The organism is Hyphomonas sp. (assembly GCF_040882205.1).
Lineage (GTDB): Bacteria > Pseudomonadota > Alphaproteobacteria > Caulobacterales > Hyphomonadaceae > Hyphomonas.
This window is the reverse complement of sequence record NZ_JBBEBT010000232.1, coordinates 1-19,199: the sequence shown is the minus strand read 5'-3', so window position 1 is coordinate 19,199 and position 19,199 is coordinate 1. Positions and strand designations below refer to the sequence as shown.

The 19,199-nt window shown below is 63.6% G+C and carries 18 protein-coding genes; 7 read left to right on the top strand and 11 right to left on the bottom strand.

From position 1 onward, the window contains the following. Together WEA77_RS09965 and tsaE are read right to left on the bottom strand one after the other, a co-directional pair. The coding region (locus WEA77_RS09965) for an aminoglycoside phosphotransferase family protein (RefSeq protein WP_368067726.1) at positions 1-1,079 on the bottom strand (1,079 nt) is incomplete at its 3' end. Continuing rightward, positions 1,063-1,515 (bottom strand): tRNA (adenosine(37)-N6)-threonylcarbamoyltransferase complex ATPase subunit type 1 TsaE, encoded by a 453-nt coding sequence (gene tsaE, locus WEA77_RS09960; RefSeq protein WP_368067725.1) that lies wholly within the window; start codon positions 1,513-1,515, stop codon positions 1,063-1,065. The genes tsaE and WEA77_RS09965, both read right to left, overlap by 17 nt. Before the next feature lie 148 nt (positions 1,516-1,663). Here tsaE and WEA77_RS09955 point away from each other — a divergent pair, with 148 nt between their 5' ends. From WEA77_RS09955 to WEA77_RS09945, 3 genes are all read left to right on the top strand, one after another. Beyond that, positions 1,664-2,908 carry an NAD(P)/FAD-dependent oxidoreductase gene (locus WEA77_RS09955; RefSeq protein WP_368067724.1) on the top strand — a complete coding sequence of 415 codons (1,245 nt, stop codon included), beginning with the start codon at positions 1,664-1,666 and terminating at the stop codon, positions 2,906-2,908. Between the two features lie 18 nt (positions 2,909-2,926). Beyond that, positions 2,927-3,247: a 2Fe-2S iron-sulfur cluster-binding protein gene (locus WEA77_RS09950; protein WP_368067723.1), complete on the top strand. Its 321-nt coding sequence runs from the start codon at positions 2,927-2,929 to the stop codon at positions 3,245-3,247. A 133-nt stretch (positions 3,248-3,380) separates the two neighbouring features. Next, positions 3,381-4,169: a thioesterase family protein gene (locus WEA77_RS09945; protein WP_368067722.1), complete on the top strand. Its 789-nt coding sequence runs from the start codon at positions 3,381-3,383 to the stop codon at positions 4,167-4,169. A 98-nt stretch (positions 4,170-4,267) separates the two neighbouring features. On the opposite strand, the gene WEA77_RS09940 is transcribed toward WEA77_RS09945, so the two are convergent. The 6 genes from WEA77_RS09940 to WEA77_RS09915 form a co-directional block, all read right to left on the bottom strand. Continuing rightward, the gene (locus WEA77_RS09940) at positions 4,268-4,675 is read right to left on the bottom strand and encodes an ATP synthase F1 subunit epsilon (protein WP_368067721.1); all 408 of its coding nucleotides are present in this window, start codon (positions 4,673-4,675) and stop codon (positions 4,268-4,270) included. Positions 4,676-4,701: 26 nt separating this feature from the next. Next, on the bottom strand, positions 4,702-6,129 hold the full coding sequence (atpD, locus tag WEA77_RS09935) for a F0F1 ATP synthase subunit beta (protein ID WP_368067720.1): 1,428 nt from the start codon (positions 6,127-6,129) through the stop codon (positions 4,702-4,704). A 41-nt stretch (positions 6,130-6,170) separates the two neighbouring features. Next, entirely contained in the window at positions 6,171-7,049 is an 879-nt protein-coding gene (locus WEA77_RS09930; RefSeq protein ID WP_368067719.1) for a F0F1 ATP synthase subunit gamma, read from the bottom strand. A gap of 41 nt (positions 7,050-7,090) precedes the next feature. Further along, entirely contained in the window at positions 7,091-8,626 is a 1,536-nt protein-coding gene (gene atpA, locus WEA77_RS09925) for a F0F1 ATP synthase subunit alpha (protein WP_368067718.1), read from the bottom strand. 4 nt (positions 8,627-8,630) lie between these two features. Beyond that, positions 8,631-9,179, bottom strand: coding sequence for an ATP synthase F1 subunit delta (gene atpH, locus WEA77_RS09920; protein ID WP_368067717.1), 549 nt, complete (start codon positions 9,177-9,179; stop codon positions 8,631-8,633). A 205-nt stretch (positions 9,180-9,384) separates the two neighbouring features. Further along, positions 9,385-11,553, bottom strand: coding sequence for a primosomal protein N' (locus WEA77_RS09915; protein WP_368067716.1), 2,169 nt, complete (start codon positions 11,551-11,553; stop codon positions 9,385-9,387). Between the two features lie 77 nt (positions 11,554-11,630). Here WEA77_RS09915 and WEA77_RS09910 point away from each other — a divergent pair, with 77 nt between their 5' ends. After that, entirely contained in the window at positions 11,631-12,623 is a 993-nt protein-coding gene (locus tag WEA77_RS09910; protein ID WP_368067715.1) for an AAA family ATPase, read from the top strand. Positions 12,624-12,638: 15 nt separating this feature from the next. Next, positions 12,639-13,985, top strand: a complete 1,347-nt coding sequence (locus WEA77_RS09905) for a VWA domain-containing protein (protein WP_368067714.1) — start codon at positions 12,639-12,641, stop codon at positions 13,983-13,985. 3 nt (positions 13,986-13,988) lie between these two features. Here the strand turns inward: WEA77_RS09905 and WEA77_RS09900 are convergent, their stop codons facing one another. Beyond that, positions 13,989-15,071, bottom strand: a complete 1,083-nt coding sequence (locus WEA77_RS09900; protein ID WP_368067713.1) for a site-specific DNA-methyltransferase — start codon at positions 15,069-15,071, stop codon at positions 13,989-13,991. Between the two features lie 167 nt (positions 15,072-15,238). On the opposite strand from WEA77_RS09900, the gene WEA77_RS09895 reads away from it, so the two are divergent. Next, complete coding sequence (locus WEA77_RS09895) at positions 15,239-16,867, top strand: Na/Pi cotransporter family protein (protein WP_368067712.1); 1,629 nt, start codon at positions 15,239-15,241, stop codon at positions 16,865-16,867. On the opposite strand, the gene WEA77_RS09890 is transcribed toward WEA77_RS09895, so the two are convergent. Then, positions 16,864-17,997 carry a PA0069 family radical SAM protein gene (locus WEA77_RS09890; RefSeq protein ID WP_368067711.1) on the bottom strand — a complete coding sequence of 378 codons (1,134 nt, stop codon included), beginning with the start codon at positions 17,995-17,997 and terminating at the stop codon, positions 16,864-16,866. The genes WEA77_RS09895 and WEA77_RS09890 overlap by 4 nt on opposite strands. Positions 17,998-18,061: 64 nt before the next feature. Then, the gene (locus tag WEA77_RS09885) at positions 18,062-18,664 is read right to left on the bottom strand and encodes a DUF2064 domain-containing protein (RefSeq protein ID WP_368067710.1); all 603 of its coding nucleotides are present in this window, start codon (positions 18,662-18,664) and stop codon (positions 18,062-18,064) included. 81 nt (positions 18,665-18,745) lie between these two features. Between WEA77_RS09885 and WEA77_RS09880 the strand changes: the two genes are divergently transcribed. Further along, positions 18,746-19,199: hypothetical protein (locus WEA77_RS09880; protein ID WP_368067709.1), on the top strand; the 454-nt coding region annotated here is incomplete at its 3' end.

Sequence of the window (19,199 nt, the reverse complement as noted above, 5' to 3'; positions counted from 1 at the left end):
AAACGGTGTCGTCTCACGCACGAACGCCGCCATGCCCGCCAGCGAGGGTGCGAAAGATTGCGCGCCAGCAGTTGCAGCTGGCGAGGCTGGAAGTCGCCGTATCGCGGCTTGCCGTCCCGGTGCCGGAGGCGCGAGAACACGCCCGCGATCCGCAGCGCATTCAGCGCGCCGATCACCGCGAGGCGCTCATCGAAAGCCTCCCGCAACTGTCCCGTTCGCGCAAGGAAGGTCGAGATGGCCGCCTCCGCTGCTTCCGGCGAAACGTTGCGCCGCGCATCCTGTGTTAGCATTGCAAGATCCCACGCATCCCAGCCAACCACCGCGTCCTGGAAGTCAAGCAGGCCGACATCGCCCTGCGGGAGCCAGAGCAGGTTCTCGGCGTGATAGTCGCGCAGCGTAAAAGCGCGCGGGAAAGAAACCGCCTGCCCGATCAGGGCGTCGCGTTCCTGCTCCCACCGCGCCCGTTCGGCTCCCGTCAGCGGTCCCTGCCCGACTTCCGCGCGCAGCCAGTCCGCATAGAGATCCGCATTCGCACCGAGCGCAACGGCGTCAAACTCGAGGATCGGCCAGCTGACACCGTCCAGAGACAGCACCTTCGGAATGGACGCTGTGTAGACAGTTGCGAGCCGCTCCGCCGCTGCAGTATAGAGCTGCGTTTCGCTTTCCGCGCCGCGCTCAATCAGGCGCGCGAATTCGCGGGCGTCGCCGAAATCCTCGATCAGCGCAAAGCCGCGCCCGGCATCAAAATGATAGACCTCCGGCGCTTGCAGGCCGAGGCTGCGCAGGTGTTTCGCGATCAGCACGAAGGCCTCAATCCGCGACGCAGCAAGCCGCGTCATCGCGTTCCAGCCGAGCTTCGCCCGTGTCGCCGCGTCGGCGTCCGGCGGGCATGGATCGCTCTCCACGCGCGGCGCATCCATCAGCAGGGCTGTGGCTCCGTCCTCGCGGTACAGCCGGATATAGCGCCGTGTCGAAGCGTCCTGCCCGAGCGGATGGCGCCGCGCCGTCTCCCAGCCATTGCCGGCAGACTTCAGGAATACGTCGATCTCGGCGGTGCGCGGGTCAGCCAAAGCGTTCATCCAGCCGTTCCTGCCAGCCTTCGCCCTGCGGTTCCAGCCTCGCCCGGCGCCCATCCCCAGAGTTTTCGAGGAATACATCCAGCCGCTGTGCCGGCAGATGGCGACCCGCCCGGTCCGGCCACTCGATCAGCGCCGCGCCGGCTTGCGTCTCGTCCCAGCCAAGTTCCTGTAATTCTTCCGGGTCTTCCAGCCGGTAAAGGTCGAAATGCCAGAGCGGGAAGTCCGGCCCATCATACATCTGCACCAGCGTATAAGTCGGGCTCGGCACCTCCTCTTCAACGCTCAGCAATGCCTGGATCAGCCCGCGCGCCAAGGTCGTTTTTCCGGCCCCCAGATTGCCCCGCAGTGCCACGACATCTCCCCGCCGCAACAGCAGCGCAAGCCGCGCGCCGAGGGCGCGGGTGTCGAGGTCCGTGGCCAGTTCAAGATACCGCATCTGGAAAAACATCCTAGCTGTCTGGCTGGTTGACGCAACGCGCGTAAACCTGTGACGGTGTGCCCCGTTTACGCAGTGTTGCGGCGCGGCGCACAACCGAATAGATAAAAAGTGACGCACCCGTCACGAATAAGTCTGGGGAGCCGGAATGTCGGCAGGAGAGGCACAGAGCATTGTCATCGTCGGGGCCGGTCAGGCCGCCGCGCAGGCTGTGCAATCCCTCCGTCAGGGCGGCTATTGCGGCCGGATCACCCTTGTCGGCGACGAGCCCTGCCTGCCCTATCAGCGCCCGCCGCTTTCCAAGGCCTACATGAGGGGCGAGTTCGACGAGGAACGCCTCTATTTCAAGCCGGGCGCATGGTACGAAGACCAGAAAGTCGAAGTTCTTCTCGCCGCCCACGTGCCCCGCATCGACCGCGCGAAGCAGCAGATCCAGCTCGGCCATGGCGGCTACCTCGATTATGACTACCTGATCCTCGCCACCGGCTCGCGCCCCCGCCCTCTGACAGTGCCCGGCGCAGACCTCGACGGCGTGCACGACCTGCGCACCCTGACCGATGTCGAGCGTATCCGCCCGAAGATGGTTGCAGGGCGCCGGATGGTGATTATCGGCGCTGGCTATATCGGCCTGGAAGCTGCCGCTGTCGCCCGTCAGATGGACCTTGACGTGACCGTAATCGAGATGGCCCCCCGCGTTCTCGCGCGTGTCACCAGCCCGGTGATCAGCGAATTCTATGCCGGCGAACATCGCCGTCAGGGCGTAACTATCCTCACCGGCATCACGCTGTCGCATCTTGAAAGTGCAGACGGCAGGGTCACCGCCGCCATCCTCGGCGACGGCACGCGCCTGCCCGCCGATATGGTGCTGTCCGGCATCGGCATCCTGCCCAACGAGGAACTCGCTAAGGACGCCGGCATCGCCTGTTCCAACGGCATCCTCGTCGACCGCGATGCCCGCACATCCGATCCGCGCGTCTTCGCCGCGGGTGATTGCGCCGCCCGCCCGCTCGTCCATTTCGGACGCTCAGGGCGCCTCGAGAGCGTCCACAACGCCATCGAGCAAGGCAAGCTCGCGGCGACCGCCATTCTTGGCCTCCCGCGACCGGCGGAAGACTGCCCATGGTTCTGGTCTGATCAGTATGATCTGAAACTCCAGATCGCCGGTCTCAGCCAGGGTTACGACACACACGTGATCCGCGGCGATCCGGCCACTCGCAAGTTCGCCGTCTTCTACCTGAAGAACGGCACGCTCATCGCAGTCGATTCGGTCAACAGTCCGCCGGAGTTCTTGGCGTCTAAAAAGCTCATCATGTCAGGGGCAAAGCTTGCGCCCGGCGCCCTTAGCGATACATCAACCCAAATGAAGGATATAGCCGCCCAAGCGGCCGCCTGAAGGAGACGGAAACAACACATGGCAAAGATCACTTTCATCAACCATGACGGCACTGAGCGTACGCTCGAAGCGAGGAACGGCATGTCCGTCATGGAAGTTGCGGTCAACAATTCGGTGCCCGGCATTGATGCGGACTGCGGCGGCGCCTGCGCCTGCGCAACCTGCCATGTCTATGTCGATGAGGCCTTCCTGGCGAAAGCCGGCGAGCAGCAGGAAATGGAAAAGTCGATGCTCGACTTCGCGGAAAACGTGAAGCCGAACTCGCGCCTCTCCTGCCAGATCAAGATCACCGATGCCCTCGACGGCCTGCGCGTCACGACGCCGGAAAGCCAGCACTGATCTCGCGCTGCGGCGCCTTCAGCACACCATCGCCCCGGCCCAGCGCCGGGGCGTTTTTGTTTTAACGCGGCGTTATGCCTTGGGTTCCTTTTCGGAACGACATAAGCAAGACTTCCCCTGCCGGAGACCTGCCATGAACTTCACTGACCTCCTCGCTTCCGCCGCGCCGGCTGAAGGCCACGCGCGCGCAACGGCGGTTCCCGAAACCTGGATGCAAGGCCGGACAGCCTATGGCGGGCTGACGGCCGCGCTTTGCCTTGAAGCGGCAACCGCGCTCAGCGGCGGACTCCCGGTGCGCGCAGTGCAGGTCGCCTTCGTCGGCCCGGTCAATGGCACCGTCACCTGCAAGCCGGAGGTGCTGCGTCAGGGCAAGAACACGGTGTTCACGTCGGTGCGCATGACCGGCGACGACGGCGTGCTCGCTGAAGCGATCATCACCTTCGGCGCGGCGCGCACCTCCACGCTCGACTTTGCACATCTTCCGCCCCCGGATGTTCCGGCGCCCGACGCAGCGCCGCTTTACTTCCACAATCCGGGACAGGGGCCCACGTTCGCGCAGAACTTCGACATCATACTGGCCGGCGGCCACCCGCCAATGAGCGGCGCCTCGGAAGCCGACATTTCCATCTGGATGCGCCACAAGGATCCGGCCACGCGCAGCGACGCGGTGGCCCTGCTCGCCCTCGCCGACGCGCCGCCTCCGGCGGCCATGTCGATGTTCACCGTACCTGGCCGCATCAGCTCGATGACATGGATGGCGGAGTTCCTCACCGAAACCATCGATACCGAGGACCGCTGGTTCCTCGCGCGCCATACCGCGCAGACCGCCCGCAACGGCTATTCCAGCCAGGCCATGTCGATGTGGAACAGAGCCGGCGCGCCGGTGATGATCGGCCGCCAGACAATTGCCGTCTTCGCCTGAGGCTGAGCCACGCCCCCATCCGCAGGATCAAACAGACACAAAGAAGCCTGACGGGCGGCGCCCTGTCCGGCTTTTAGTGCTGGCAGTGAGGCGTTGGTTCAGTTGGCGAGCGCGGCCCGGATACCTTCGAGATAGGCGATGCTTTCCTGCAGGGCGATTTGCTTCGGGTCACCGGCATCGAGGGCCAGCAGCTTCAGGCGGGCCGCTTCTATTTCTGCGTCGACCTCTTCGGCCTTCACGTCTGTCAGATTGCGCGCTTCCTCGGCGAGGATGGTCAGACCGGCCGGCGTGACGTCCGCAAAGCCGCCGCGCACATAGATGCGCATCTTCACGACATCGCCTTCGAGCACGCGGACAACACCGTTCTTCAGCGTGGTCATGAACGGCGCGTGATTAACCAACACACCGAACTCGCCTTCCGTACCCGGAGCAATCACATGATCAACCAGACCCGAGAAAAGCTCCCGGGCGGGCGACACGAGCGAGAAGTGCAGCTTTTCAGCCATCTGTCAGTATCCCTGCGAAGCAGCGCTTAAGAAGCGTCCGCCATCATCTTGGCAGCTTTGGCTTTCGCCTCGTCGATGTTGCCGACCATGTAGAAAGCTGGTTCCGGCAGGTGGTCGAACTCGCCGCTGATCAGTCCCTTGAAGCCTTTGATCGTATCGTCAAGTTTCACCTGCACGCCCGGTGAACCAGTGAAGACCTGGGCCACGTCGAACGGCTGCGACAGGAAGCGCTCAACCTTCCGGGCGCGGGCCACGGTGATCTTGTCCTCTTCCGACAGCTCGTCCATGCCGAGAATAGCGATGATGTCCTGCAGTTCCTTGTACTTCTGCAGGATCGACTGCACGCCGCGCGCAACGTTGTAGTGATCTTCGCCGACAACCATCGGGTCGAGGATGCGCGACGTGGAGTCGAGCGGATCCACAGCCGGGTAGATGCCTTTTTCAGCGATCGAACGGTTGAGAACGGTGGTGGCATCAAGGTGAGCGAAAGAGGTCGCCGGCGCGGGGTCGGTAAGGTCGTCAGCTGGAACGTACACGGCCTGAACCGAGGTAATCGAGCCCTTGTTGGTCGAGGTGATGCGTTCCTGCAGCGCGCCCATGTCGGTGGCCAGCGTCGGCTGATAGCCCACGGCCGACGGGATACGGCCGAGAAGTGCAGACACTTCCGAACCCGCCTGCGTGAAGCGGAAGATGTTGTCGACGAAGAACAGAACGTCCTTGCCTTCCACGTCGCGGAAGTATTCGGCCTGTGCCAGACCGGTCAGGGCGACGCGGGCGCGTGCGCCCGGCGGCTCGTTCATCTGTCCGTACACCAGCGACATGCGGCTTTCGCCTTCGAGGTTGATCACATTCGACTCGATCATCTCGTGATAGAGGTCGTTGCCTTCGCGCGTTCGCTCGCCCACGCCGGCAAACACCGAGTAGCCACCGAACAGTTTCGCGATGTTGTTCACGAGTTCCATGATCAGCACCGTCTTGCCCACGCCGGCGCCGCCGAACAGGCCGATCTTGCCGCCTTTGGCGTAGGGGCAAAGCAGGTCGATGACCTTGATGCCGGTGACGAGCACTTCCGATTCAGTGGCCTGGTCGACGAAGGCCGGTGCCGGAGCGTGGATCGGCATGAGCAGTTCGCGGCTCACCGGGCCGCGCTCGTCGATCGGCTCGCCGATGACGTTCATGATGCGGCCGAGAGTGGCGGGACCAACCGGAACCATGATCGGCTTACCGGTATCGGCAACCGCCTGACCGCGGACGAGACCTTCGGTCGAGTCCATGGCGATGGTTCGGACGGTGTTCTCACCGAGGTGCTGCGCGACTTCGAGCACAAGGCGGGCGCCGTTGTTCTCGCTTTCGAGCGCGTTGAGAATGGCGGGGAGTTCGCCTTCGAACTCGACGTCAACAACGGCGCCGATGACCTGGGAAACTCGGCCTTTAGCGTTGGCGGGCATGCTCATCTTGAAATCTCCTCGGGAGATGAAGTCGTGTGGTTTAAGGTCTAGAGGGCTTCGGCACCGGAGATGATCTCGATCAGCTCCTTGGTAATCTGTGCCTGGCGAGCCCGGTTGTATTTGAGGTTCAGGGCCTTGATCAGGTCCTTGGCGTTGCGCGTGGCGTTGTCCATGGCGGTCATGCGGCTGGCTTGTTCACCGGCCGAGCTTTCCAGCATCGCGGACATGATCTGCGTGTTGATATAGCGCGGAAGCAGCGCTTCGAGCAGCGAGGCTTCATCCGGCTCATAGGTGTAGATGGCGCCGCCGAGGTCAATCGTCGGCGCACCTTTCGGGGCTTTTGCAGGGATCAGCTGCTGCGCCGTCGGAACCTGTGTCAGGACGTTCTTGAACTGCGAGTAGACCAGCGTGGCGACATCGAACTCTCCCGCTTCGTAGCTCTTGGTCAGCATCTGGCCGACCGTGAAAGCCGATTCCGAAAAGTCATTCCCCTTCACGTCCGCCAGGCTCACGTGGGACGTCAGCAGGTTTAAGTAGTCACGCGACAGCTGCTCGCGCCCCTTCTTGCCAATGGTCAGGAGCTTCACGGTCTTACCTTCGGCAAGCAGCGCCTGGATCTTCTGGCGGGCGAGCTTGACAACATAGGAGTTGAAGCCGCCGGCAAGACCGCGCTCTGCCGTCATCACGACGACGAGGTGGACATCGCTCTTGCCGGTGCCGGCCAGCAGTTTCGGGCCGCCGCCGCCAGCCGAAGCGGCGAGGTTTGCCAGAACCGCCGCCATACGCTCAGCATACGGACGGGCCGCAGTTGCTGCATCCTGCGCGCGTTTCAGCTTTGCAGCGGCAACCAGCTGCATCGCCTTCGTGATCTTCTGCGTGGATTTCACGCTTACGATCCGGTTCTTCAGATCCTTCAGGCTGGGCATGAGGGGCCTTTATTCCTTGGGACGACGCGGTCGGGTTGGGCTCAGGCGAATTTCGACGTGAACGCTTCGAGCGTAGCCTTGATCTCGGCTTCGATCTCGTCGGTTAGCTCTTTCTTGTCGCGAAGCTTGTTCAGAAGGTCTTTCTTCGAACCGCGCAGGTGGGCGAGCAGTTCTTTCTCGTAGCGGGTCACGCTCTTAAGCTCGACCTTGTCGAGGTAGCCGCGCGTGCCAGCGTAGATGATGAAGACCTGCTCTTCCATCAGAAGCGGCGAGTATTGCGGCTGTTTCAGGAGTTCGGTCAGGCGGGCGCCGCGGTTGAGCAGGCGCTGCGTGGCGGCGTCGAGATCCGAGCCGAACTTCGCGAAGGCAGCCATCTCACGGTACTGCGCGAGTTCACCCTTCATTGAGCCGGCGACCTTCTTCATCGCTTTGGTCTGGGCAGCAGACCCCACGCGCGACACTGAGAGACCGACATTCACGGCCGGGCGGATACCCGAGTTGAACAGGTCGGTTTCAAGGAAGATCTGGCCGTCGGTGATCGAGATCACGTTGGTCGGGATATAGGCCGACACGTCGTTGGCCTGAGTTTCGATGATCGGAAGAGCGGTAAGCGAGCCCGAGCCATTGTCAGCGTTCAGCTTCGCAGCACGCTCGAGAAGGCGCGAGTGGAGATAGAACACGTCGCCCGGATAGGCTTCGCGGCCTGGCGGACGGCGCAGCAGCAGCGACATCTGGCGGTAGGCGACGGCCTGCTTGGACAGGTCATCATAGATGATCAGGGCGTGCATGCCGTTGTCGCGGAACCACTCGCCCATCGTGCAACCCGTGAACGGGGCGAGGTATTGAAGCGGTGCGGGCTCGGACGCCGTGGCGGCAACAACGATCGTGTAATCGAGAGCGCCGCGCTCTTCGAGCACCTTCACAACCTGGGCAACGGTCGAACGCTTCTGGCCGATGGCGACGTAGACGCAGAACAGCTTGTCCTTGTCGGACTTCGCCGCATCGTTGGTCGGCTTCTGGTTCAGGATCGTGTCGATACAGATGGCGGTCTTGCCGGTCTGGCGGTCACCGATGATCAGCTCGCGCTGGCCGCGGCCGACCGGGATCATGCCGTCGATGGCCTTGATGCCGGTCATCATCGGCTCGTGCACGGATTTGCGCGGGATGATGCCGGGCGCTTTCACGTCCGAACGCTGGCGGCTGGCGATATCTTTGAGCGGGCCTTTGCCGTCGATCGGCTCGCCCAGTGCGTTGACGACGCGGCCAAGGAGGCCCTTGCCGACCGGCGCAGCCACGATCTCGCCGGCGCGCTTGACGGTCGCGCCTTCCTTGATGCCGCGGTCATCGCCGAAGATCACGACGCCGACGTTATCATTCTCAAGGTTCAGGGCCATGCCTTTGAGGCCGCCTTCAAACTCGACGAGCTCGCCGGCCTGGACGCTGTCGAGACCATAGACGCGGGCGATGCCGTCGCCGACCGAGAGCACCTGGCCCACATCGGAGACTTCAGCGTCGACGCCGAAGTTGTCGATCTGCGACTTCAGGATGCCCGAGATTTCTGCGGGTGAAATATCCATCGAGCTACTGTGCTCCCTTCATGGCGGTGTTCATGCGATTGAGTTTGGCGGCCACACTGGCGTCAACGAGCTTAGACCCGATGCGCAGCTGGATGCCGCCGATCAGCGAGGGGTCAACCTCGCTGGAAAGTTCCACGTCGCCGCCGACCAGCCTGGCCAGGAGCGATTCAATGCGGGTCCGTTCGGCGCCGCTCATTTCCTTCGCCGTGCGCACGACCGCGCGCTGGATGCCGCGCTGTTTGGCGTAGAGCTGGTCGAAGGCATGTTCGGCGCCGAGAATGTCCTTCGCGCGGCCGTTGGTGGCCATCACGCCAAGAAATTTGCCGAAGATCGGCGAATAGCCAGCTTTTTTTGCCACTGCGCCGAGCGCCTTGATCTTCGCGTCACGGCCAAAAGCCGGGGAATTAAGCAACGTGGTAAGGTCTTTCGAGGTGCGCACGCTTTCGGCGAAGGCCCGGAAGTCCGCGTAGACCGCTGCCAGGGCCCCCTTCTCCTGCGCCAGTTCGAACAGCGCCCGCGCATAGCGCTGGGCTGCTTCACTCGTCTGCGTCACGCTCGATGCCGGCAAGGTCGATATCCGTCGCGGTTGGAGGGCGCAAAGTGCCCGGGGAAATGTCAGGAGCAGGCCGTCACAACTCGTGCGCGCCCGCTCAATTGTGCGGCGCTTAACACCAGAAAACTGCGCTGACAACATGGGCGCCCCGCAGGACGCTGCGGCGAAATGGCAAAGAGGGGGAATTGGCCCGAACCCCCAGTGTTTACAGGAAGGAATACGGGTCGATATCCACCGACAAGCGCACCTGCGAGGGCAGCTTCAGACGCGCGACCCAGGCGGTCATGTAAGCCGAAAGATCGATGTTCCGGGGGCTCTTCACAAGGAATCGCCTGCGGTGACGCCCCCTGAGGACCGTTATCGGGGCCGGCGCAGGGCCAAACAGTTCAATTCCTTCGGAATTTGGCGCCAGCGCTGCAAAGTTCAGCGCCGCTTTATCCACCAGTTCGGCCGAAGGGGCCGACAGGATCATAGCCGCCAGGCGCCCGAACGGCGGCAGGCCAAGTTCAGCACGCACTTCCCGCTCGATGGCGAGGTAGCCGTCACGGTCATTGGCCGCCAGTGCCTGCATGGCCGGGTTATCCGGCGCGTAGGTCTGCACATAGGCCTTGCCCGGTCGTTCGGCACGGCCCGCCCGGCCGGCCACCTGGCTCAGCAGCTGGTAGGTGCGCTCCCCTGCCCTGAGGTCTCCGCCTTTCAGGCCGCTATCGGCATCAACCACCCCGACCAGCGTGAGATTTGGAAAATTATGCCCCTTGGCGACGATCTGAGTGCCGATCAGCACATCGATCTCGCCCACCGACATCCGGTCGATAATGCCGCGCACGGCGTCGCCGCCTTGCGCCGTGTCGGATGAGAATATCTCGATACGGGCGTCCGGCAGCAGGACGCGCACTTCCTCCGCCACACGTTCGACTCCCGGCCCCACGCCCATCAGAGAATCAGCGGCGCCGCATTTCGGGCAGGTTGCCGGCTTCGGTATCGAATAGCCGGTGAGATGGCAGACCAGGCGGCCGGAATAGCGGTGCTCGGTCAGCCAGGTTTCTGTGCCGGGGGATTTCAGCTTCTCCCCGCAGGCCTTGCATATGACGAGGGGGGCATACCCGCGCCGGTTCAGGAACAGCAGCGATTGCTCTCCCAGCGCCAGCGTCTCGCCAAGGGCCAGCTCAAGGCGAGGCGACAGCCACTTGCCCTTTCCGGGCGGGGCGCGCTTCAGGTCGATCAGCTCGATCTCCGGCAGACGCGCCGCTCCGGGCCGGGCGGCGAGGCGCAGACGAACATAACGGCCCGCCTCCGCGTTCACGACCGTCTCCAGCGCGGGGGTCGCCGAGGCCAGGACCACCGCGCCCTCTTCAAGCTTGGCCCGCATCACGGCGAGGTCGCGGGCATGATAGGTCACGCCGTCTTCCTGCTTGTAGCTGCCGTCATGCTCCTCATCGACGATAATGAGCTTCAGCTTGCGGAATGGCAGGAACAGGGCCGAACGGGCCCCGATGACAATCCGAGCACGACCATGCAGCACTTCGCGCATCGTGCGCCGGCGTTCTTTCGGATTGAGCCCGGAATGCCAGGGGGCTGGCGCCGCGCCAAAGCGCGCCTCGAAGCGGGAGAGGATCGCCTGCGTCAGCGCGATCTCCGGCAGGAGGACGAGGATCTGGGCCTCCGGGTCCGACCGCAGGACGTCCGCGATCGCCTCGAAATAGACCTCCGTCTTGCCGGAGCCGGTGACCCCGTCGATCAGATAAGCGGAGAAGCCACCCTGCCGAAGCCCTTCGCGGAGTTCCTTGGCGGCGAAGGCCTGCTCGACGGTCAGCACGGCGCCGGGCAGGTCCGCATCCGGCACCGGGAATGGCAGGTCGACCTGTTCCTCGATCTCCTCCAGCGCGCCCATCCCGACCAGACCCTTCACGACGCTGGACGTCACGCCCGCAGCTGCAGCGAGTTCAGCGGATGTGGCGAGGCCGAGCGCCGCGGCCTGTTCAAGCACCTTCCTCCGCGCCGGCGTCATGCGCCCCTCGGGCGGACCGCCGGGCCGGTAGCGCACTTCCACCGGCGAGGGCACGAGCGCCTCGCGCGCCCGCAGGGCCATCGAGAGGATCGTACCCGGATGGCTGACCGTGTAGCGCGTCGCCCAGGTCAGGAATTCCCGCATTGGCGCGGACATGGGCGGCACGTCATAGACCGCCGAAACTGCCTTGAGCTTGCGGTTTGTGCCTGGCTGGTCCGCCAGCACCTCGATCACCATGCCGAGCCGGTCATAGGGGCCTACCGGCGCCGTCACATACGACCCCGCCTCCAGCGCCATGCCTTCAGGTACCGTATAATCAAACGGCTCCGGCAACGGCAGCGTAAAGAGAATCCGGGCGATGGGCATGGCACTGCCCTACTAGCCCCGGCCTTTCGCGGCGTCACGCCTTGCCTCTCAGGCAACCCCGCCCTACCCCTCGCAACATGGCTAAAGACAAGAAGACAGGCTACGAGCCGCTGACCTCGATCGAGGCAATTACCGCAGGGCTCGGCACTTCGGGCTATATCTCCACTTCGCAGATTTCCACGGCGGTTTTCCTGGCCCATGGCCTGCGCAAGCCGATCCTGATTGAAGGCCCGGCGGGCGTTGGCAAGACCGACCTTGCCGCCTCGATGTCCAAATGGCTGAACCTCCCGCTGATCCGCATGCAGTGCTATGAGGGCCTCGATGAGGGAAAGGCGCTGTACGAGTGGAAGTATGGCAAGCAGCTGCTCTACACGCAGATCCTGAAGGAGAAGCTGAACGAACTGCTGGGCGGGGCGGAGACGCTGAAGGATTCGCTGAGCAAACTATCGGGTTTCGAAGACCTTTTCTTCTCGCCGCAATTCCTCGAAGCGCGCCCCTTGCTCCACGCGATGCAGCAGGCGCAGGGGTCGGTGCTGCTGATCGACGAGATCGACAAGTCAGATGAGGCGTTCGAGGCGTTCCTGCTGGAAGTGCTGTCGGACTATCAGGTGACTGTGCCGGAAATCGGCACAATCAAGGCGAACGTGCCGCCGCTGGTGATCCTCACCTCGAACAATGTGCGCGAACTCGGCGACGCCCTGAAGCGGCGCTGCCTGCACCTGCATATCGGTTTTCCGGATCATGAACGCGAACAGCGCATCGTTCGCGCCCGCGTGGACGGCATTTCCGACACGCTGCTGAACCAGCTCGTACGTTTCGTGCAATCGGTCCGCGAGGCCGACATCAAGAAGCGCCCCTCGATTGCCGAGACGGTGGACTGGGCCCGGACACTGCTGCTGATGCATGCCACCACGCTGGACGAGGCCTTTGTGCGCGATACGCTCAACGTGCTCTTGAAGCACGAGACCGACATCGCGGCGATTGCGCCCGCCATTCCAAAAATGGTGCGCGAGGCAACCGGGCCGGATGCGCGCGGACGGCTCGCCTCGGGCTATCCGGACATGGCCTGAGGGCGCTGCCCCGCCATGGAAAAGCAGATCTCCAACTTCATCCGCGCCCTGAGATCCGCCGATGTGCGCGTCTCGACCGGTGAAGCGCTGGACGCAGCCAGAACGGTTGCGATGATAGGTTATGATGACCGCGCTCTGATGAAGGATTCGCTCGCCTGCGTGCTGGCGAAATCTGAATCTGAAAAGTCGATCCATGACCGGCTGTTTGATCTCTACTTCTCGTCCGCGCCGCCGGGCTCTGCCTCACAGAACGCTTCATCGGACCCTGATGGCGCAGGCCAGGAAGACCCGAAGGACGCCGCCGAGCGCCTGTCGCATCTGACACAGCCCGGCAACGAACAGGAACTGGCCACCGCCATCGAACGCGCAGCCGAAGCGGCAGGTCTCAACGACATTCGCTTTTCCACACAAGTTGCCTATTTCGCGCAATCCATGGTGCGCGCTATGGGCGGCGAACAGTTGCAGGCACGGCTGCTGGAGGCGCTGCAGGGGCGCACGCCCGACGCTGATGCGGAATCTCAGCGCCTGATCGATGTGCGCCGCACCCTGACGATGGCCGCCCGAGAGCGCGCCGAACGGGCCTTCCAGATTTTCGGCGCCGCCGAAACCGAAAAATTTCGCGATGAAATCGCCGCCACCAAACGCCTCTCCGCAATCGAGGCGAGCGACATGGCGCGGATGAAGCAACTCGTGATGAAAGTCGCCAAGCGGCTTGCCGTGAAACACTCGCGCCGGCGCAAGCGCACGCAGCGCGGCCTGCTGGACGTGCGCCGCACGATGCGCGCCAATGCGGGGGTGGACGGCGTGCCCTTCAACGTGATCTGGCGGCAGAAGAAGAAAGACCGGCCGAAGATCCTCGTGATCTGCGACGTGTCGGGCTCGGTCGCGCTGTATGTACGCTTCCTGCTGCTGCTGCTCTATTCAATGAAGGAAGCGATTCCGGACCTGCACGCCTATGCGTTCTCGTACCGGCTGAAGAGTGTCGACGACATTCTGGAGACGATGGAGTTCGACGCAGCGATCAAGAAGATCCTGCGCGAGATAGGCCTCGGCTCGACGAGCTATGGCCAGGCGTTTTCAGACTTCAAGATGGAGCACGAAAACCGGATCGACCGGCGCACGACCATCATCATTCTCGGCGACGGCCGCTCGAACTACGGCGATCCCCGCCTCGACCTGTTCCGAGATTTTGCCGGCCGCGCCAAGCGGATCATCTGGCTGAACCCGGAAGGCCGGGCGCTTTGGGGCACAGGCGACAGCGTCATTCCGCGCTATGAACCCTTCTGTGCACAGATGAGCCACGTCGCGACGTTGAAGGACCTCGAAAGGGCAATCGACGAAGTGCTGACTGCCTATTCCTGATAGCTAGTTGAGCCCCATCTCGTCGCGGTATCGGCGGCGCAGGAGGTCAATCGGCGCGAGGTCGCGCTTGTCGGTTTCGTAGTGCCAGTACGTCCAGCCATTGCAAGCTGGTGCTTGCTGCACATGTGCGCCGAGACGGTGGATCGAGCCGGACATCGCGCCGGTCGTCAGCGAGCCATCAACGCGGATGCGGGCCTGATGACGCCGCTGCGGGCTGAACAGGCGGTCGCCGGGTTTCAGCCACCCGGTATCAATCAGGGCGCCAAACGGAACGCGGGCGAGCGATTTCTTGCTGCGCTCGGTTTCCAGCGTTTCGACATCCATCGGCTCGATGGATTTGAGGCGCGCGCGCGACAGGCGGACATAGGCGTCTTCACGCTCGAGGCCGATATAATTGCGGCCCAGGCGCTTGGCGGCGGCGGCGGTGGTGCCTGTGCCGGAGAAAGGATCGAGTACAAGATCGCCGGGATTTGTGGTGGCGAGCAGGACGCGGTGGAGCAGCGATTCAGGCTTCTGGGTCGGGTGTGCCTTGCGGCCTGTCTCGTCTTTGAGACGTTCACCGCCTGTACAGAGCGGGATGATCCAGTCGGAGCGCATCTGCTTGTCTTCGTTGAAGGTCTTCAGAGCATCATAATTGAACGTGACCCGCGAATCGCGGGACTTGCCGGCCCAGATCAGCGTTTCGTGCGCGTTCTGGAAACGGGTGCCCTTGAAGTTGGGCATCGGATTGGTCTTCAGCCAGATCACGTCATTCTGGATCCAGTACCCCTGGTCCTGCAACACCGTCCCGACCCGGAAGATGTTGTGGTAGGAACCGATGACCCAGATGGCGCCGTCATTCTTCAGGACGCGCTGGCATTCGGCCAGCCATTGGTGCGTGAACAGATCATAATCGTCAAAGCTGGCGAACTTGTCCCATTCGTCATCGACGCCGTCGACGACCGACTGGTCCGGGCGCGTCAGCCCGCCGCCGAGTTGCAGATTGTAGGGCGGGTCAGCAAACACGAGATCGACCGACTTGTCGGGAATTCGCGACAAGAGCTCGATACAGTCACCTTGAGCGATCGTGTTTGTCTGGATGGTCATTCGGGGGCCCCATTGAATCTCCGCTTCGGTGATTGTTTGGGCCGCTCCGGTTACCACGCCTTTAAGGAAACCCTGCCGAAAGGTTACCGCGAAGACCTTGCCCTGACGCACCGGTGCTCGCTAAGTCGGGTTTGTCTCGCGTTGGCGCGCACCAACAGGAGTTGACCATGCTACTGACACTTGAGCTGCTGGGCGGCGTCGGCCTCTTCCTGCTGGGCATGAACCTGCTTACCGATGGCCTGAAACTGGCTGCGGGCGACGGCCTGCGGGCCATTCTCCGGCGCTGGACGGGGACGCCGATCCGCGGCCTCTCCGCGGGCGCCATGCTGACGGGGCTCGTCCAGTCTTCGAGCGCTGTCACGGTGGCCACCATCGGCTTCGTGAATGCCGGTCTGCTGACGCTGAATCAGGCCGTCTGGGTGATCTTCGGGGCGAATGTCGGCACGACGATGACCGGGTGGCTCGTCAGCCTGATCGGGCTCAGGATCGATATGGGGGCCATGGCGCTGCCCTTCATCGGCATCGGGATGCTGGGCCGTCTGGTCGCCGCCCGCCGGCCCCGTGCGTCCGGCATCGGTCAGGCGGTCGCGGGATTCGGTCTTTTCTTCCTGGGCATCGGTATCCTCAAGGGCGGATTTGGCGAACTCACTCCTCAGCTTTCATTTCTCGATCCATCCGATCTCGGATTTTTCGCGCCCTTCGCCTTTCTGCTCGTCGGCGCCGGTCTGTCTATCCTAACCCAATCGTCGAGCGCCGCCGTGGCGATCACGCTGACGGCGACGGCCAGCGGTGCAATTCCGATCGAATTCGCCGCCGCAGCAATCATCGGCGCCGACATCGGGACGACATCGACCGCCGCGTTTGCCTCGCTGAACGCAACTCCGGCAGCCAAACGCGTCGCCGCCGCTCAGATTTTCTTCAATGTCACGACAGGGGCAATTGCTTTCATCCTGCTACCGGTGCTCCTGCCGGTTGCACGGGCAATCGCCGGTGCGGTGTTCCCCGATGCAGGCGAGATCGTTGTGCTCGCCGTATTCCACACAATGTTCAACCTGCTCGGCATCGTTTGCTGGTCGCCCTTCGCAGGTTTGCTGATCCGCCGCCTGCAGACGATGTTTGTCAGCGCCGATGAGGCTATCAGCCGACCTCAGTTTCTTGATCCGACACTGGCCGAAGTGCCCGCCGTCGCACTGCGCGGTCTCCTGCTTGAAGTCGGCCGGATGATGACGCTGACCTTTGAACGGGCGACAGCGCGGCTCGAGGTGCCGGAGGCCGGCGAGCGCAGCAAGACCCACGAGGCGGGCGTGCTGGCGCTCGGAGAGGAGATCCGGGATTTCATTTCCCAGCTCAACCGGGCCGCCTTGCCCTCTGAAACGGTCGAGGCGTTGCCGGACATCATCCGCTGCGTCCAGCACATCGAGGAAGTGGCGACGGAAAGCCATGCCCTGTTGTCGGAATTCAGTCTGCCGGACGCTGCCTTCGATAGCACGCGTTGGTCGCGCCTGCAGGCGGGCGTGGTGGCGACCTTGCAGACGTCCACCGAGACGGTGGACGCCTTCAAGTCCGAGTTCGATATGGAAATGAACGAAGTCGAGGGCGCCTATCAGGCCATCAAGAAAGACTTGCTGGAAGCGGTCGCAGCAGGCAGGCTTGCCGTGTCGGTCGCCGAAGCCGCGATCGTGCGGGCCCGGCGCCTGAGGCGGGTGGCCGAAGCGGCGCTGAAGGCTGCGCGCCGGGTGGCGCCCTGGATGGGCCTGACGGCCGCGCGCGTCGCCTCGGAGGCCGAAGCAGCCTAGATCCCGAGAAGGAACTGACCCTCTGGTGTTTCGCGCGGGTGGAACAGGTCCGTGCGCAGTTCCGTCCGGCGCCCGCTCAACCCGCAGCGTGCGGCGGCCTTCTGGAAGCGCTGTGAGATCAGGTCCGCCATCGGCCCGCGTCCGCGTCCGCGCTCGAACCAGCGCGGGTCATAATCCTTGCCGCCCCGCATCTCGCGGATCAGGTTGATCACGCGTGCGGCCCGGTCCGGCACATGCTGGACCAGCCATTCGTGGAAGAGGTCCTTAATCTCGTATGGCAGGCGCAGGACGACATAGCCTGCCCCCGTCGCCCCATGCGCCGCCGAAGCCTCCAGCAGCGTTTCGATCTCGTGATCGGTCAGACCCGGGATGATCGGCGCAGTCATCACCGCCACAGGGATACCCGCTGCCGAAAGGGCGCGCACGGTTTCAAGCCGCCGCTGCGGCGTGGCGGCGCGCGGCTCCATCTTGCGGGCGAGCGCGCGGTCCAGCGTCGTGATCGATACGCCGGCGCGCACGAGGCCCTTCTCTGCCATCGGCGCGAGGATATCGATGTCGCGCTGGATCAGAGCAGATTTCGTCAGCAGGCTGACGGGATGGTCATGGCCGGAAAGGATTTCCAGGATGCGGCGGGTCAGACGCTGCTCGCGCTCGACCGGCTGGTAGGCATCCGTGTTCATGCCGAGTGCAATCGGCCTTGGCACATAGCCGGGCCGTGAGATTTCCTTCAGTAGCAAGTCAGGCGCATTGATCTTGCGGAACAGGCGGCTCTCGAAATCGAGGCCCGGCGACAATCCCGCCCAGGCATGCGTCGGCCGGGCGAAGCAGTAGATGCATCCATGCTCGCAGCCCCGATAGGGATTGACTGTGCGGTCAAAACTGATGTCCGGAGAACTGTTAAACGTGATGATCGTGTTGGCCGTGTCATCCATCAGGATGGTCTCGAGCGGAGCGATGTCGTCCTCGATCGTGCCCCAGCCATCGTCGAAGGCGTCATGCGTCTGTTTCTCGAAACGCCCGGTCTGGTTCGAAACCGCGCCGCGCCCGCGGTGCGAGAAGCGTTCTGCCACCTCGCGCGTGTCGATAAGCGTGACGCGCCCTGAGTTCTTCAGTTTCTGCAAGGTTCTCATGGCGCCATGTCAGCCACAGGAATTGGAACAAATCAAGAACTTTGCGGGCGGGTTGTTGGGGAATTCAGCGTTCCCGTCGGATCCAGGCCTTCCAGTCGGACACTTCGTCGATGTCGATCAGCTGGTCGAGCAACCCGATCCGGCTACGGGCTGGCAGGTTGCTCCAGACATCTTCCATCGCGTGCGGGCCGGACCAACGCACCCCGTCGAAGGGCGAGCGCGTGTGCGGGCCCTTGTTGAGGCCGAACAGCCAGAAGCCCCCGTCGCGCGCCGGGCCGAAGACGGCGTCATCGCGGCGCAGCCGGGCGACGGCCCCGCGCAGGCGAGCCGCGTTCACATCGGGCGCATCCGCGCCGATGAACAGCACCGGCCCGGCTGGCGCCAGCTCCAGCGCGAGACCAAGCCGTTCGGTGAGGCCGCCCCTTCCTTGCGGCTGGCGCGGAAGGCCCTTGAAGGTGTGGGCGCCGCTATTTCCCCATGCCTGACTGTCCGGCGAGACGCAGACGATGACCTGGCATCCGCTGGCTTTGGAGGCGCGCAGCGTGCGGGCCAGTGTGAACGAGGCGATGCGCCGCGCCGCTGCCTTACCAAGACCCTTGGCAAGCCTCGTCTTGGACAGGCCGATGCGCGGCGGCTTTGCGAAGACGAAGAGGGTCGCGGGTCGCATATGCGGTAGGGCCTTGGATTTGCCGGAAACTGGGGCGAGACTGTGGGACACGGTTCGCAAACGCAAGGAATACAATCCGTTATGAAGCCGCACGCCGTCGTGATCCCGCTTCTGGCCCTGTCGATGCTCGGCGCCTGCTTCATGTCTGAAGTCTCGCGCATAGAGACGGGCATCGCGCTCGCGCATGGGCCAGTGGCGCTGTGCATGCCGGATGAGCCGCCCTGCAAGATCGCCGCGCCTTTGGGTGATGGCTATGTGCTTGCGTCCGGGGAAGATGACGAGGAAGAGATCCGCATCCGCTTTGAATACCTGACCGATGCTGGCGGCGCGCCGGTCTTCCTCGGCGAAGTGGAAGTCAGCGATGGCGACACGTCCGCGTGGAACTACGTCGTCGCGCGGCCTGTGATCGGCACTCATGCCGGCGCGCCGATGTTCCAGATTGCGATGCCCGGCTGCGGCGACATGGACCGGGCGCTCGATGCCCAGTTCGGCATTGTCCGGGCAGATGCCTATTCGTGCGCTGTGACGGACCTTG

Excerpts from the sequence above, each read along its gene's own strand:
- tsaE (WP_368067725.1), bottom strand. The coding sequence starts at position 1,515 with ATGCGGTATCTTGAACTGGCCACGGACCTCGACACCCGCGCCCTCGGC.
- WEA77_RS09910 (WP_368067715.1), top strand. The coding sequence starts at position 11,631 with ATGGCTAAAGACAAGAAGACAGGCTACGAGCCGCTGACCTCGATCGAG.
- WEA77_RS09885 (WP_368067710.1), bottom strand. The coding sequence starts at position 18,664 with ATGCGACCCGCGACCCTCTTCGTCTTCGCAAAGCCGCCGCGCATCGGC.
- WEA77_RS09930 (WP_368067719.1), bottom strand. The coding sequence starts at position 7,049 with ATGCCCAGCCTGAAGGATCTGAAGAACCGGATCGTAAGCGTGAAATCC.
- WEA77_RS09905 (WP_368067714.1), top strand. The coding sequence starts at position 12,639 with ATGGAAAAGCAGATCTCCAACTTCATCCGCGCCCTGAGATCCGCCGAT.
- WEA77_RS09955 (WP_368067724.1), top strand. The coding sequence starts at position 1,664 with ATGTCGGCAGGAGAGGCACAGAGCATTGTCATCGTCGGGGCCGGTCAG.
- WEA77_RS09890 (WP_368067711.1), bottom strand. The coding sequence starts at position 17,997 with ATGAGAACCTTGCAGAAACTGAAGAACTCAGGGCGCGTCACGCTTATC.
- WEA77_RS09900 (WP_368067713.1), bottom strand. The coding sequence starts at position 15,071 with ATGACCATCCAGACAAACACGATCGCTCAAGGTGACTGTATCGAGCTC.
- WEA77_RS09945 (WP_368067722.1), top strand. The coding sequence starts at position 3,381 with ATGAACTTCACTGACCTCCTCGCTTCCGCCGCGCCGGCTGAAGGCCAC.
- atpA (WP_368067718.1), bottom strand. The coding sequence starts at position 8,626 with ATGGATATTTCACCCGCAGAAATCTCGGGCATCCTGAAGTCGCAGATC.
- WEA77_RS09950 (WP_368067723.1), top strand. The coding sequence starts at position 2,927 with ATGGCAAAGATCACTTTCATCAACCATGACGGCACTGAGCGTACGCTC.
- WEA77_RS09895 (WP_368067712.1), top strand. The coding sequence starts at position 15,239 with ATGCTACTGACACTTGAGCTGCTGGGCGGCGTCGGCCTCTTCCTGCTG.
- WEA77_RS09940 (WP_368067721.1), bottom strand. The coding sequence starts at position 4,675 with ATGGCTGAAAAGCTGCACTTCTCGCTCGTGTCGCCCGCCCGGGAGCTT.
- atpD (WP_368067720.1), bottom strand. The coding sequence starts at position 6,129 with ATGAGCATGCCCGCCAACGCTAAAGGCCGAGTTTCCCAGGTCATCGGC.
- WEA77_RS09915 (WP_368067716.1), bottom strand. The coding sequence starts at position 11,553 with ATGCCCATCGCCCGGATTCTCTTTACGCTGCCGTTGCCGGAGCCGTTT.